Origin of the sequence: Sphingomonas sp. JC676, assembly GCF_014489075.1 — a bacterium.
In the GTDB taxonomy this organism is placed as follows: Bacteria; Pseudomonadota; Alphaproteobacteria; order Sphingomonadales; family Sphingomonadaceae; genus Sphingomonas.
The window spans coordinates 431304-444519 of sequence record NZ_JACTGR010000004.1; the positions used below are offsets into that span (position 1 = coordinate 431304).

Genomic DNA, 13216 nt, shown 5'->3' on the forward strand with positions numbered 1-13216 from the left:
GGTCGTCGCCTTGCTTGCGCTAGCGCTCGGCGGATGCGGTGCCGAGAAGCGGCCCGCGGGCCCGGACCAACCTCAGAGCGCACCCAACGGCCCCGGCGATCGGCGCATCGCGGGCGTCGAGGCCAACAAATATCAGGTCGGGCAGGGCGGCCGCTATTTCAGCTGGAATGGCTGTGGCGCCTGTCACGGTTCCGAGGCGCACGGGGTGCTCGCGCTGGGCGACGACAATTGGCGGGGCGGCGGCGCGTTCGACCAGGTCTATCGATCGATCGCAAACCATCCCGGCCGGACCCCAAGCTATGGCGAAACGATTCCCGCGCAGCAGCTCTGGCAGATCACCGCCTATGTCCGCAGCCTGAAGGATTTGCCGTCCGTGAACCGCCACCGCCAGGACGTGGATCAAGCAGGCGAGCCCCAGGGATCCAACTGGTCGGGGCCGGTGCTATGAAGCGCGTCCCGGCATTTCTAGCCCTGTTCGGCCTTGTTGCTTGTGCCGGCAACCAGTCGGTGCTGAACCCGGCGGGCGACCAGGCGCGCTCGCTCGCTTCGCTGCTGGGGCTTGCGACCTGGATCAGCGGCATCGTCTATCTGCTCGTGTTGAGCTTTCTCGGGATCAGCCTGTGGCGGGCCCGCCGCGCGCTGTCCGTCGCCGACCGGCCATCGGTCGAACCGAGCGATCCGGCGATGCGCCGCACGCTGATATTATGGTCCGGGCTGATCGTGGGTGCGCTCACCATCCTGATCGTCGCGAGCTTCCTCGTCGATCGCAGCCTTGCCGATGCCCGTTCGCGCGAGGCGCTGCAGGTGAGGGTGACCGGGCACCAATGGTGGTGGCGTCTCCAATATCGTGATCCGGCAACGGGCACCTGGATCGAGACGGCGAACGAGCTGCATGTGCCGGTTGGCCGCACGGTTCGCATCGAGCTCGGCTCGGCCGATGTGATCCACAGCTTCTGGGTCCCCAATGTCGCCGGCAAGATGGATCTAATCCCGGGGCGCATCAACGTGATCGATATCACACCCCGGCGAACCGGCTGGTTCCGCGGGCAGTGCGCCGAGTTCTGCGGGCTCCAGCATGCCCATATGGCGTTCGACGTGAAGGTCGAGAACCAGGCCGAGTTCCAGGCCTGGCTCGCCGGGCAGGAGCGCGGCGCCTCCGCGCCGGGCAATGCTGTCCTGGCGCAGGGCGCACAGGTCTTCGCGGTCAAATGCGCCGCCTGCCATGTCGTGCGCGGGACGGGCGCGGGCGGCCGGGCCGGCCCCGATTTGACCCATGTCGCCGCGCGCCGGTCGATCGCGGCGGGCACGCTGCCGTTCAGCCGCGGCGGGCTGCAGGGGTGGATCGCACAGCCCCAGGCCGTCAAGCCGGGGACGCTGATGCCCGCGGTCGCGCTGGCGCCGTCGGACGCGGACGCCGTCGCGCGCTATCTGGAATCGCTCCGATGACGCTCGAGGCCCCGAACCGGCCGGGCCCCGATGCCCGCCATCGGCAATTGCTGGCGACCTGGAGCGACGCGCCGGGGCTATGGGGCTTTCTTACGACCGTCGACCATAAGCGCATCGCCGCGCGCTATGTGCTGACCGCGGTGGCGCTGCTGTTCCTCGCCGGGCTCCTCGCCGTCGACATGCGTCTCCAGCTCGCCCAGCCCGACATGGGCCGCATGGGGCCGCAGGGGTATAACGAGGCCTTCGCGCTCCACGGCTCAACGATGCTGTTCCTCGTGTCGGTGCCGGTGATGGAGGCCATGGCGATGTGGCTCGTGCCGCTGATGCTCGGCGCGCGCACTGTCGCTTATCCCCGGCTCGCCGCGTTCAGCTACTGGCTGTATCTCGGCGGCATCCTGATGCTGTGGATCTCGCACGCGATCGACATTACCCCGGACCTCGGCTGGTTCGAATATCCGCCGCTGTCGGGCCCGGCTTATTCGCCGGGCCACCGGGTCGACATCTGGGCGCAGATGATCACCTTCACTGAAGTCGCGGCCCTCGCGGCCTCGGTCAATGTCATCGCGACGATCCTCAAGATGCGGCCTCCCGGCATGACGCTTGCCCGGATGCCCTTGTTCGTCTGGGCGATGCTGGTGGCGTCGGTGATGACCGTCTTCGCATTGCCCTCGGTCATGCTGGTGACCAGCATGCTGATTTCGGACCGGATGGTCTCCACCCATTTCTTCACGCCCGTAGGCGGCGGCGACGCCTTGCTGTTCCAGCACCTCTTCTGGTTCTTCGGCCATCCCGAGGTCTATATCATCTTCGTGCCGGCGCTCGGCTTCGTCTCGGCGATCGTCGAGACCTTCTCGCGCCGAACGATGTTCGGCTATGTGCCGATGGTGCTGGCGATGCTCGGGATCGCCGTGCTGGCGTTCGGCCTCTGGGTCCATCACATGTTCGCGGTAGGCCTGCCCAGGCTCGGCAGTTCCTTCTATACCGCCGCGAGCATGGCGATCGCGCTGCCCGCGGGCGTGCAGATCTTCTGCTGGATCGCAACCTTGTGGACCGGGCGGCTGCGTTTCGCGACGCCTCTCCTGTGGGTCATCGGCTTCATCCTAACCTTCGTCATTGGCGGGCTCTCGGGCGTGATGGCGGCGTCGGCGCCGCTCGACCTGCAGCTGACCGACACTTATTTCATCGTCGCCCACCTCCATTATGTGCTGGTCGGGGGCGCAATGTTCCCGCTCTTCGGCGCCTTTTGCTACTGGTATCCCAAGGCGACCGGCCGGCTGATGTCCGAGCGCTGGGGTACGGTCAGCGTCGGCCTCATCCTCCTCGGGTTCAATGTCGGCTTCTTCCCGATGCACCTGCTCGGGCTCGAAGGCATGCCGCGCCGTATCTATACCTATGGGCCGGAAATGGGCTGGGGCACGCTCAACCTCATCGCCACGATCGGCACGTTCATCTCCGCGGCCGGCGGCCTCCTGTTCGTCGCCAATGCGTTCCTGAGCCTCAAGCGCGGCACGCCGGCAGGCGACAATCCCTGGGGCGGGGGCACGCTCGAATGGGCTACCTCGTCGCCGCCGGCCGCGCACAATTTCGACGACAGCCCGGTGGTCGACAATGCCGTGCCGCTGTGGAGCGGCACGGGCGAGCTGCCGGTGATGACCGGACTCGCGTCCGATCGGCGGGAGGTGCTAATCAGCAGCGCCGTCGATGCCGTCCCACAATATCGCCACAAGAGCCCGGAACCGTCGATCTGGCCGCTGGTCGCGGCGATCGCGACCTCGGTCCTGTTCATCGGCAGCATTTTCACGCCCTGGGCTCTGATCTGGGGCGCGATTCCCGTCGGCGTTGCACTGGCGGCCTGGTTCTGGCCCACCCGCCCCTGGGCGCGCCAAAGCAGGGGGGAGGGGCAATGACCGCGCCGCTTCGCAAGACGATTGTCGGCGACGTCTCCGGGCTTCCCGACGGCGCGATGGGGCCCGCCAACCTCGTCTGGTGGGGCAATCTTGGCTTCATGCTGATCGAAGGCACCGCCTTCGCGCTGGCGATCGGTGCCTATTTCTATCTGCAGAGCCAGTCGCCCGGCTGGCCGCCCAAAGGCGATGCGCCGCCGGACCTCCTCTGGGGCAGTATCTTCACCGCGGCGATGCTCGCGAGCGAGATCCCCAATCGCTTGGTTTGCGCGCGCGCACGGGCGAAGGACCCGCACGGGGTCCGCTGGGGCACGCTGGGGATGGCGCTGATCGGCATCGTGCTGCTCGGCATCCGTGCTTTCGAGCTGGGGCATCTCAACATCCGCTGGGATCATGACGCTTATGGCTCGGTCGTGTGGATGCTGATGGTGCTGCACACCTCGCATCTGGTGACCGAGCTTGGCGAGACCAGCGTCCAGTCGGTCTGGCTGTTCACCCATCGCATCGAGACGGACCAGTTCTCGGACGTCCAGGACAATAGCGAATATTGGAGTTTCGTCGTGCTCGCATGGCTGCCGCTCTATCTCGTGCTCTACTGGGTGCCGAGGTGGCTATGACAATCCGCTCGCGCCCCTCGCTTTGGCTCGCGCTCGTTGTCCCGCCGCTTGCCTGGTATGGCTTCCAACAGGGGCTGGCGACGACGCTGCGCGGCGCGTGCGGGGCAGCCGGCGTGCCGCTCGGGCCTCTATGGGGGGCGGGAAGCATCGCGCTTTGCATCGGCGCCGGCTGGTTCGCCCGGCCGCGGCCCGGACAGCAGTCCAGCGACAGGCTTCTGTCACAGCTCGGCGTCCTGGCGGCGGGACTCTTCTCGCTGGCGATCTTCTATCAGTCGGTCGCGACCATGATCATCCCGCCATGCGCCCGCTAGGCCGGCTGGTTCTTGCCGCCGAGCTCCTGGTGCTCGGCATGCCCGCCCTGGCGCATGATGGCCATGCCCACGGCCAGGCGCCCGGCTGGACCCGGGATCCGTGGATCACCGTGCCGCTTGCTGCGTCTTTGCTCTTGTTCGCGATCGGCTATGTGCGGCTGAGCCGCCGGGCGGGCCGCGCGGACTATCGCCGCCGTGGCCTGTTCTTCGCGGCCGGCTGGTTGCTGCTCGCAGCGGCGCTAGTCTCACCGCTCCACGAAGCGGGCGAACGCAGCTTCTGTGCGCACATGCTCGAGCATGAGCTACTGATGCTGGCGGCGGCGCCCCTGCTCGTAGTCGGCGAGCCGATGATATTCCTGCTGTGGGGGTTCCCTGCGCCGGCGCGCCGCGCGATCGGCGCCGCCGTCCGGAGCCCCGTGCTCGCTGCGCCGTGGCACGCACTGACCGCGCCGGTTACCGCCACGATTCTCCAGGCTGCCGCTTTGTGGCTGTGGCACATGCCGCTGCTCTTCGACCTGGCGCTTGCGCATGAGGGCTGGCACGGGGTCCAGCACCTGAGCTTCCTCCTTACTGCGCTGCTCTTCTGGAGCGCCATGTTCGGCGCCAGCCGGAAGGCGTCGGGCGGCCGCGCGCTCGCGGCCTTGTGCCTGTTCGCGACCTCGCTGATCTCGGGGGCGCTCGGTGCGCTGATGGCCTTCTCGGAAAGCCCCTGGTACGCGCGCTACGCAGAGCTCGGCATGGCGCCCTATGGCCTGACGCCGGCGGAGGACCAGCAGGTCGCGGGCCTCATCATGTGGATTCCGGGCGGGCTGGTGCACGCGCTCGCGGCGCTCGCGCTGGTCGCGACGTTGCTCGGCCCGGGCCGGACCATGGGGGGCGCAGATGCCCGCTAGCCTGCGCTTCGTGCTCGGGCTGCTCGCCGCGGCGGTCCTTCTCGCGATCGTCTGCGCGACCGTCCTTGTCCACCAGTCGCACGAGGAGGCACGCACCAACGCCGAGCAGCTGACCGGTGGCGACAGCGCTGCCGGCCGGGCGGATATCGAGCGGCTCGGTTGTGGTTCGTGTCACGTGATTCCCGGCGTTGCGGGGGCGCGCGGCGCCGTGGGGCCGTCGCTGGCCGGCATTGCCGAACGGGCGGAACTGGCCGGCCGGCTCGCCAACACGCCGGGCAACATGATCCGTTGGGTGCAGGCACCGCAGGCAATCGATCCCCGAGGCGGCATGCCGGACATGGGCCTCAGCGACAAACAGGCCCGAGACATCGCCGCCTATCTCTACACGCTGCGCGCGGCGCGCCCGGACAAATGAGAGGGCCTCCCGGCGCAGCAATCGCGGTGCCGATGTCTGCCCGCATCGGGCAAAGGGACGTCAGCCATCGTAGCGTAAATTCGTCGCTTGATCAGCAGCTTGCGCCTATCCGCGCCGCGGACCCGGCGGACGCTTACATTTACCGGTCGCTCACCCCATATCATTGAAATCGCGGGAGCAATCATGGCATTTGAAATCAAGACTAAGGGACCTGACAAGGCGCCCCCCAGATTGAAGACAGGTTTGAAGGCGCAATTCACGCAGCGCTTGCCTTGATCGAGAGGCGTATTCCAAAGACCCGAATTACCGTACGAACCTGAAGACAGGTGAAACGCTAAATGAGGCGCAGATCGGCGAGGCTGCGCTCGCGGTTGGCCCTCGCAAGCGCCGGCCGGGCTCGGCGGAAGCCGAAGCCCCGAGCGCCTGACAAACGACCCGGCGATCTGCGTGTCGAGACCTAGGGCGCGGATGCTTGGACAATGTTACGCCGCATCTTTTACGAAAAAGGACAGGACCGGCTGCTGATGGGCCGCCGACCAGTCCCCAATTTTCGCAATTGGTCATCCCGTGACAACGGCGTTCATCAGCACGGTGGCGGAGCGCCTATATTCCTCGGCGCGTTCGCCGAACGTTGCGCTCGCGGCGCTCCTTCCCGCCCGGTGCGCGTCGGCTGCCATCTTTTCCATCAGGACGGCGCGCTCGCCGACGACCCGAAGGGCGATGCGTACCGCCTCGTCGACCGAGCTTTCCTGTTCGTGCGCCAAGGCTTCGGCAGTGTAGCCATGCCCCACCTGGCAGCGAAACCGCAGCGGTGAGCGACGGACCTGCGACAATGTCCCGCCGCAACCTGGGCAATTCAGCGGGACGGGATCGGCAATCTCGGCGATCAGCGGGGTGTCGGACGGCCGCCCCATGGCGATCGCCACTTCAAGCGCAACGCTTTCGGGCAGGGCAGGGGCCGGGCCGGGTTCCTCATCGACAAGCCGGCTCAGGAGAATGGCGAGATCACTCGCCGAGGCCCGATAGTCGATGTCGCTGGCGAGCAGCGCGGTGCGGGGCATCTCGCTTTCGACCGCATCGAGTGGGCTTTGCACGACGGTGACTCCCCCACACCGCTTGAGGTCGGCCAAGCCAGAGGCCCCGTCATTTAGCATGCCGGAAAGCAGGACGCCGATTGCCCTGGGTCCCGCGCTGATCCCGGCCGACCTGAAAAGGGGGTCGATCGCGGGGCGCGCCATGTTCTCGCGCGGTCCGCGCCCCAAGCGTGCGAACCCTCCGTCGATGACCAGGTGACGGTCTGCCGGAGCGACGTAGATGCGACCCCGTTCGAGCGGTTCGCCATCGACTGCGGTGCGGGCGGTGAGCGGTCCGCCACTGTCCAAGATGCCTGCTAGGAGGTCCTGGCTGCCGGCCCCGACATGGACCGCGATCAGCACGCAGGCGGGAAGGTCCGCTGGCAATTCCCGGCAAATCCGCCTGATTACCTCGATCGACCCTGCCGACCCACCAATCGTTATAACCTCGCGCCTGGCCAAGGGGACCTCCTCTCTCTGTGTGGGTCGGCGGACCGCCTCCTGCACCCTGGACTTTCGCCCAGGAGCTACCGGTCGGGCCAGCCGAACAATTCGAGCACCCGGCTCTCAAGGTCTTTCGAGCTGTAGGGCTTTGTCAGGCGCGGGCGTTCGCGATGCCGTTCCTCGAGCGCCCATTCGCCATAACCGCTGCAGAACAGGAACGGGATGCCGCGCTCAGTCAGGATATCGGCAATGGGGTAGGAGTTACCGCCCCGAATGTTGACGTCGAGGATCGCGGCATCGATGCGCTCCTCTCTGGCGAGCCGCAGTGCCATGTCAAGACGCGATGCAGGTCCGACGACCTGCACGCCGAGGTCCGACAGCGCCTCTTCGATCACCAGCGCGATCGTCATCTCATCCTCGACGACGAGTACGCGCCGGCCTTCTGCGATGCGCTGGTCCACCATCTAGTTTCTTCCTGGTTCCTCGGAGCGCAGCTCGCCGACTTCGGAGGTGAAGGGCAAGTCAATGGTGCAAACGACACCGGTCGGAGCAAAGTTGCGTTCGACCTGCGCGTCGAATTCGAAGCCCAGCGAGCGCTCGATGACTGTCGTGCCGAAACCCCGTTGGGAAGGGGGGCCCGCGACAGGGGGACCGCCCGATTCCGTCCAGGACAATCGCAGATGGGGTTCCGGGCCTTCGCCAAGCGTCCACAGCACGGAGAGCTGACCCTGCGGATCGGAAAGCGAACCGTATTTTGCCGCGTTGCTGGCCAATTCGTGGATCGCCATCGCCATCGAGAGGCCGGCCTTCGGCGTAAGCACGACGACCGGGCCGTCGATCCGCAGATTGCGGCCTTGATAGGGCTCGAGCTCGGTCTCGATAAGGTCGCGCAGCGTCCCGGCGCTGGCGGCGCCGCGGTTCGTGAGAAGACTGTGTGCGCGTGTGATCGCCGTGATCCGGCCCGCGATCGTCTCGGTGAAAGCTTCGGGCGAAAGACCTGCCCGAAGGGTCTGGGCGACGATCGAGGAAACGATCGCCAGGATATTCTTCACCCGGTGGTCGAGTTCTCCCAGAAGCAACGCCGCTTGCTCCTCGGCACGCTTGCGCTTGTCGATCTCAAGCGTCACCGAGATGACGCTAGTGGCGTGCCCGTCGCTGTCGCTGAGCACCGAGACGCTGTCATGCACCCATATCGTCGCGCCATCGGCCCGCTGTAGCCGATACTCGGCCTCGAACGGCTGCCCGTCCTGGGTGGCCCGATCGAAGCGGAGGTCGATTTCCTCGGCATCTTCTGGATGGATCAACTCCTGACGGCGGAGCCGTTGGAGCGCTTCCGCAGACCTGCCGACCATCGTCTCGAACGCGCCATTGCTCAGTTGGAAGCGTCCGGCGGTATCCGTCTCGACGACCCCGACGGTGGCCTGGTTGACGATCGCCGTAAAGCGGCGCTCGCTAAGGCCCTTGGCCAGCTCAGCATTTTTCCGGTCCGTCACATCGACAAAGGTGATGACGACGCCGTCGATCACCCGCTCGATGCTGCGATAGGGGCGAATGCGCATGACATAGGATGCCCCGCGATCCTGTAGCTCGAGCTCGCGCTCCATGACGGTCAGCTCGCGAAGGACCTTCGCCACGTCGCGCCGCAAATCGTCATAGGCAAGCAGGCTGACGATGTCCGTGAGCGGACGGCCCCGGTCTCCCTCCCGCAGGCTGAAAATGTCCACCATGCCTGGCGTGAAGTTCTTGATGCGCAGATCCTCGTCGAGAAAGATCGTTGCGATCTGCGTGCTGTCCAGCAGGTTTTGCAGGTCGCTGTTCAGGGTGGAGAGCAGATCGTTCTTTGCCATCATCTCGGCGTTGACGGTCTGCAACTCCTCGTTGATCGACTGCATTTCCTCCTTCGACGTTTGCAGTTCCTCGTTGGTCGATTGCAGCTCCTCGTTGACCGACTGATATTCCTCCGCGGAGGACTTCATCTCCTCGTTTGCCGTTTCGAGGTCGCCGATCGTCGCCTGCAACTGCGCCCGCGCCGTGCGGAGCTCCTGCTCGGCGGCGAGCACCTCCGGGCTTCTCGGGATGCCCTCGACCGCCGCCAACGGCGTGGTCCCCGCCATGCGCGTCTCGAGAAACGCAACGGCAAAGAGTCCTTCGCCGCCAGTATCCTGGATCGGCTCGACAATGACGCTCACCATCCTTTGCTGACCCTCGGCGAGGAGGGAGACATTCTCGATCACCGTTCCTTCTCCGGTCTTCAGGACCGCCTGCAGTGCCTCGCGTACCGCGATCCGGAGGCTCTTGCGCAGGTTGGAAAGGAGGCTGAGGCTGGCAACCCCAGGTGAAGGTTCGAGGTAGCGGGCAACTTCGCCGCCCGAGTAACGCAATATGTTGCTCTGCCGATCAACCACGAGAAATACCGGTGAATGCTTTGCCAGCGCAGCGCGGACCGCTCGGTCGACGCGGTCGCCGGCTCCGCGCCCGAGCTCGCCGACGAAACGGTTTGGCGCAGGTGCCTGCGCAGGCATCGGCAAGGCCGGGAAGGCCGCATCCGCGTCCTGCCTGCGGAAAATGTGCGCGGCTTTGTCCTGGAGGGTGAAGAGCTTGGTGTGTCGGCTCACGCCTTCCGACAGCCCGAGGAACAGGAGGCCGTCAGCCTTCAAGGCATAGTGAAAGGTGCGCAGGATGCGGTCCTGCAGATCATTGTCCATATAGATCATGAGGTTGCGGCACGAGATCAGATCCAGCCTCGAGAAGGGCGGATCCTTGGTAACGTTGTGGACAGAGAAGATGCACATTCCCCGGATCTGCCGGATCGGGACGAAAGCGCCCTCTTCTTCGTAGAACCAGCGCCGCAGGCGTTCGGCCGAGAGGCCGGTCGTGCGCTGGTAGCGCCCCGCCCGGGCGTGTTCGATTGCCTGGTCGTCGACATCCGTACCGAAGATCTGGACGTCCAGACTGAGACCGCGCGCCTCGAGCAGTTCGCGAATGGTGATGGCCAGGCTGTAGACCTCCTCGCCTGTCGAACAGGCCGGCGCCCATACGCGCAGCGACTGGGCGCCGCCCCCGCGCTCGAGAACGGCTTCGATCGCCGCCGACAGGCCGAGAAAGGCCCCGGGGTCGCGGAAGAATTCGGTGACGCCGATCAACAGATCGCGGAACAGCAACTCAGGCTCCGCCGGGTCCTCACGCAGACGCTCTATATAGGCGGCAACGGTATCGGCCTGGAGCACCTGCATCCGGCGCTGGATGCGGCGGGTGACGGTCTTGATCTTGTAATTGGCGAAATCATGCCCGGTCTTTGCGCGAAGGACGGAAAGGACTGTCGCCACATGCTCGGCTGCATCCATGCGTGTGCCGTCACCGTCCTTGCGGCCGGCCACGAGCGCCAGGTGATCGCGATACTCCGCCAACTTCGCGGGCATCTCTTCGACCGGCAGGACATAATCGACCAGCCCGGTCGCCGCCGCGCTTTGCGGCATGCCGGGCAGGGCGTGATGGTCGAACTCGGCCTGGGCGATCGTGAGGCCGCCATTTTCCTTGACGGCGACGAGGCCGGCAGACCCGTCGCTTCCGACGCCCGACAGCACGATCGACACGGCGTTATCGCCCTGGTCCTTCGAAAGCGAGGTGAAGAAAGAATCGATTGGTCGGCGGTCCGACCGTGGGGGCGCAGGTTTGATCACCAGGAGCCTGCCGCCCTCGATCGTCAAGGTGGCGTCAGGCGGGATAACGTGAACCCTGTCGGGTTCGACGCGCATGCCATGCACAGCCTCGACCACCGGGATTGGCGCGGACCGCGCTAGAATCTCTGCCAGCGAGCTTTCATGATCGGGAGAAAGGTGCTGCACCAGCACGAATGCCATCCCGCTGTCTTGCGGCAGATGGGAGAAGAACGTCGTGAAGGCTTCGAGGCCCCCTGCGGACGCGCCGATGCCGACGATCAACTCAAGCGGCTTAGGTCTTTCGCGTTTCTCGCTCATTATCTTGCAATCCTTAGCCCCTCGACGAAGTTCCTATAGCGCGAGTTGCGCAGGGGGGGCGCCATTTGGAATTGCGGCTGAGCAGCGGCCCGAGCTGCCAATGTTCTGACGCTTCAACAGCCTTCCATTCGGAAATGTCTGACCCGCGCCGCCGCCTTTTTCAAGCGTTAGGCGGTCGCAGACAAGGTGATCGTCGCGCACGTCAAAATGACAGTGCCAGTCGACCAGATATACTCACCTTCTCGCCCGCCAGAGAATAGCTTCCGAACAACTACGGTTGGACAGCCGATTTCGAACCCAGAATCGTAGATATCAGTAATTATTCGCGAAAAACCATCACTTGTTAGTGTGAGCCCCCACCGAGGGTCGCATATCTACGGCAGAAACGCATGGAGGCCTGTACATGGACGACGGGGATAGTTGGGCGCGGCGCGCTTTTGCCGCGCGCGAGACCGCGATGACCGCCAAGGACATGGCTAATTTTCGCATCCATATGGATCTTGCCAATGCCTATGAATTGCGTTTGATCGCCGAGCGTCGAACCAGCCTCTCCCAAATACCGCGGGAAACCCTGTCGGAGGCGGGCGAAAGTCCGACTCGCGGATCCAGCTTGGCTCAAGAGCAAGCCGCGCAACAACTTCGGAGTGGGCGACGGAGTCGTATTGGACCGATGCCGTTGCTGCGCAATTGAGCGCGGGCGCTTCACTGCCCAACCTAGGCCCTGGGCCGCGCGAGGCGGCGGTGACTATTTGCGAATTGAACTCCCAAGGGCGGCTGCACAAGTCGGACGATGGAGGGCGAGGCTTTGAAGCTGCGGCATAATGCGTTCGAAATCGACAAGACGGGAACGGCCGCGCGTTCGCAAGCTCAAGATCGAATCGAAGTATTGCGTGGCGAGGGCGGCATCTTCGTCGAGGCGGTCCGCGCTACACGGATGCCGATGACCGTGACCGATCCATCCTTGTCCGGAAACCCGATCATATTCGCAAATGAGGCTTTTCTCATTCTCTCGGGCTACAGCATGGAGGAAGTGCTGGGACAGCAGCCCCACTTCTTGAACGGTCCTGACACGATGACGCGCTGCTCTTCCTCGCGGAGTTGCGATCGATCGAGAAGACGATTGAGAAACGGCCGCAGGGCGGAATCGCGCTCGGACATGTAGATCACTCCGGTCAACGAGCGGGAGCACGGGCAGCTCTCAGCCGCCGACGCTCAAGTCCCGATCGGCGATAGCACAATTTCGCATATGCCGAAGCGAGTGCACTATCCTGGATCAGTATTGAAAGCGCGAGACCAAGAGGATCTCTATGCAATCATCCAGCGATTTGCCAGCATCCGTACGATCCGGATCTCCACCTGCCGGAAATCGCAAATATCTAACCTAGGCGAAGGAACTGGCTCGCAAAGCGGCGACATAATGGGGCTTGCGGGGAAACCAGTGAGGACGTGATGAACGACGCAGCCGACCGAGACTATCTCGAACAGCGATATCGGCAGTCCGTAGAGCAGGCGCAACGCTCCGTCGATCCTGGCGTCTCGCGAACGCACCAGGAATTTGCGCAAACCTATGCGCAGGCGCTCGAACGATTGTCAGCTACCCCAGTCGCCACACTCTTGGCCTTCCCATCGACGTCCCGAGCGCGGGACGCCGCCGAACGCTAGCAAGTCCAAAGGAGCCGGATATGGCGAGCTCTATCACACCGCTCGATCAAGAGATTGGCTATCTCTATCGTCGCGCCGAGCAGGAACTGGAACAAGCGCAGCGTGCCGACCATCCTGCCGCAGCGAAGGCGCATTACCTGCTTGCGGGCCTTTACCTGGACAAGGTCTACGGATCTCCCGAGCAAGACGAGTTGCGGACCTGATCCGGCTAGCTCGACGCGGTCTCTGAGCTCGGTTGCGGTTCCTGTCACGTGATTGCGGGCGTTGCGGGCGCGCGGCGCCGTCGCTGGCCGGCATTGCCGAATGGGCGGAACTGGCCGGCCGGCTCGGCAACACGCCGGGCAACATGATCCGTTGGGTGCAAGCAACCGCAGGCAATCGATCGCCAAGGCGGCATGCCCGACATGGGCCTCAGCGACAAACAGGCCCGAGACATCGCCGCCTATCTCTACACGCTGCGCGCGGCGCGCCCGG

General features: G+C 64.9%; 13 protein-coding genes. 10 read left to right on the forward strand and 3 right to left on the reverse strand.

All coding sequences use genetic code 11. The annotated features are described in order from the left end of the window. The first annotated feature begins 10 nt into the window (after nucleotides 1-10). Genes IAG41_RS15535 through IAG41_RS15565 form a run of 7 tightly spaced genes read left to right on the forward strand, consistent with a single transcriptional unit; the run spans nucleotide 11 to nucleotide 5586 of the window. Nucleotides 11-448, forward strand: a complete 438-nt coding sequence (locus tag IAG41_RS15535) for a c-type cytochrome (RefSeq protein ID WP_187729555.1) — start codon at nucleotides 11-13, stop codon at nucleotides 446-448. Further along, nucleotides 445-1446, forward strand: coding sequence for a cytochrome c oxidase subunit II (gene coxB, locus IAG41_RS15540; protein ID WP_187729556.1), 1002 nt, complete (start codon nucleotides 445-447; stop codon nucleotides 1444-1446). Before IAG41_RS15535 ends, coxB begins: the two co-directional genes overlap by 4 nt. Then, nucleotides 1443-3353, forward strand: a complete 1911-nt coding sequence (gene ctaD / locus IAG41_RS15545; RefSeq protein ID WP_187729557.1) for a cytochrome c oxidase subunit I — start codon at nucleotides 1443-1445, stop codon at nucleotides 3351-3353. The genes coxB and ctaD overlap by 4 nt, the downstream gene beginning before the upstream one ends. Then, nucleotides 3350-3967: a heme-copper oxidase subunit III gene (locus IAG41_RS15550; RefSeq protein ID WP_187729558.1), complete on the forward strand. Its 618-nt coding sequence runs from the start codon at nucleotides 3350-3352 to the stop codon at nucleotides 3965-3967. Before ctaD ends, IAG41_RS15550 begins: the two co-directional genes overlap by 4 nt. Beyond that, nucleotides 3964-4278, forward strand: coding sequence for a hypothetical protein (locus tag IAG41_RS15555; RefSeq protein WP_187729559.1), 315 nt, complete (start codon nucleotides 3964-3966; stop codon nucleotides 4276-4278). The genes IAG41_RS15550 and IAG41_RS15555 overlap by 4 nt, the downstream gene beginning before the upstream one ends. Beyond that, nucleotides 4266-5171 (forward strand): cytochrome c oxidase assembly protein, encoded by a 906-nt coding sequence (locus IAG41_RS15560; protein WP_187729560.1) that lies wholly within the window; start codon nucleotides 4266-4268, stop codon nucleotides 5169-5171. Before IAG41_RS15555 ends, IAG41_RS15560 begins: the two co-directional genes overlap by 13 nt. Beyond that, nucleotides 5161-5586, forward strand: a complete 426-nt coding sequence (locus IAG41_RS15565) for a c-type cytochrome (protein WP_187729561.1) — start codon at nucleotides 5161-5163, stop codon at nucleotides 5584-5586. The genes IAG41_RS15560 and IAG41_RS15565 overlap by 11 nt, the downstream gene beginning before the upstream one ends. 560 nt (nucleotides 5587-6146) lie before the next feature. Here the strand turns inward: IAG41_RS15565 and IAG41_RS15570 are convergent. The 3 genes from IAG41_RS15570 to IAG41_RS15580 form a co-directional block, all read right to left on the reverse strand. After that, nucleotides 6147-7121 (reverse strand): chemotaxis protein CheB, encoded by a 975-nt coding sequence (locus IAG41_RS15570; protein WP_187729562.1) that lies wholly within the window; start codon nucleotides 7119-7121, stop codon nucleotides 6147-6149. 65 nt (nucleotides 7122-7186) lie between these two features. Next, nucleotides 7187-7567, reverse strand: a complete 381-nt coding sequence (locus IAG41_RS15575; protein ID WP_187729563.1) for a response regulator — start codon at nucleotides 7565-7567, stop codon at nucleotides 7187-7189. Next, on the reverse strand, nucleotides 7568-11080 hold the full coding sequence (locus tag IAG41_RS15580; RefSeq protein ID WP_187729564.1) for a chemotaxis protein CheB: 3513 nt from the start codon (nucleotides 11078-11080) through the stop codon (nucleotides 7568-7570). Nucleotides 11081-11483: 403 nt separating this feature from the next. Here IAG41_RS15580 and IAG41_RS15585 point away from each other — a divergent pair, with 403 nt between their 5' ends. From IAG41_RS15585 to IAG41_RS15595, 3 genes are all read left to right on the forward strand, one after another. Next, the gene (locus IAG41_RS15585) at nucleotides 11484-11771 is read left to right on the forward strand and encodes a hypothetical protein (protein WP_187729565.1); all 288 of its coding nucleotides are present in this window, start codon (nucleotides 11484-11486) and stop codon (nucleotides 11769-11771) included. 99 nt (nucleotides 11772-11870) lie between these two features. Further along, entirely contained in the window at nucleotides 11871-12242 is a 372-nt protein-coding gene (locus IAG41_RS23500; RefSeq protein WP_187729566.1) for a PAS domain-containing protein, read from the forward strand. Nucleotides 12243-12762: 520 nt separating this feature from the next. After that, a complete protein-coding gene (locus tag IAG41_RS15595; protein WP_187729567.1) occupies nucleotides 12763-12945 on the forward strand; it encodes a hypothetical protein in 183 nt (60 codons plus the stop codon). Nucleotides 12946-13216: the final 271 nt, after the last annotated feature.

What these genes read in the sequence shown, in the direction of transcription:
- ctaD (WP_187729557.1), top strand. Translation starts at nt 1,443, where the DNA reads ATGACGCTCGAGGCCCCGAACCGGCCGGGCCCCGATGCCCGCCATCGG.
- IAG41_RS15550 (WP_187729558.1), top strand. Translation starts at nt 3,350, where the DNA reads ATGACCGCGCCGCTTCGCAAGACGATTGTCGGCGACGTCTCCGGGCTT.
- IAG41_RS15565 (WP_187729561.1), top strand. Translation starts at nt 5,161, where the DNA reads ATGCCCGCTAGCCTGCGCTTCGTGCTCGGGCTGCTCGCCGCGGCGGTC.
- coxB (WP_187729556.1), top strand. Translation starts at nt 445, where the DNA reads ATGAAGCGCGTCCCGGCATTTCTAGCCCTGTTCGGCCTTGTTGCTTGT.
- IAG41_RS15560 (WP_187729560.1), top strand. Translation starts at nt 4,266, where the DNA reads ATGCGCCCGCTAGGCCGGCTGGTTCTTGCCGCCGAGCTCCTGGTGCTC.
- IAG41_RS15595 (WP_187729567.1), top strand. Translation starts at nt 12,763, where the DNA reads ATGGCGAGCTCTATCACACCGCTCGATCAAGAGATTGGCTATCTCTAT.
- IAG41_RS15555 (WP_187729559.1), top strand. Translation starts at nt 3,964, where the DNA reads ATGACAATCCGCTCGCGCCCCTCGCTTTGGCTCGCGCTCGTTGTCCCG.
- IAG41_RS15585 (WP_187729565.1), top strand. Translation starts at nt 11,484, where the DNA reads ATGGACGACGGGGATAGTTGGGCGCGGCGCGCTTTTGCCGCGCGCGAG.
- IAG41_RS23500 (WP_187729566.1), top strand. Translation starts at nt 11,871, where the DNA reads ATGGAGGGCGAGGCTTTGAAGCTGCGGCATAATGCGTTCGAAATCGAC.
- IAG41_RS15575 (WP_187729563.1), bottom strand. Translation starts at nt 7,567, where the DNA reads ATGGTGGACCAGCGCATCGCAGAAGGCCGGCGCGTACTCGTCGTCGAG.
- IAG41_RS15580 (WP_187729564.1), bottom strand. Translation starts at nt 11,080, where the DNA reads ATGAGCGAGAAACGCGAAAGACCTAAGCCGCTTGAGTTGATCGTCGGC.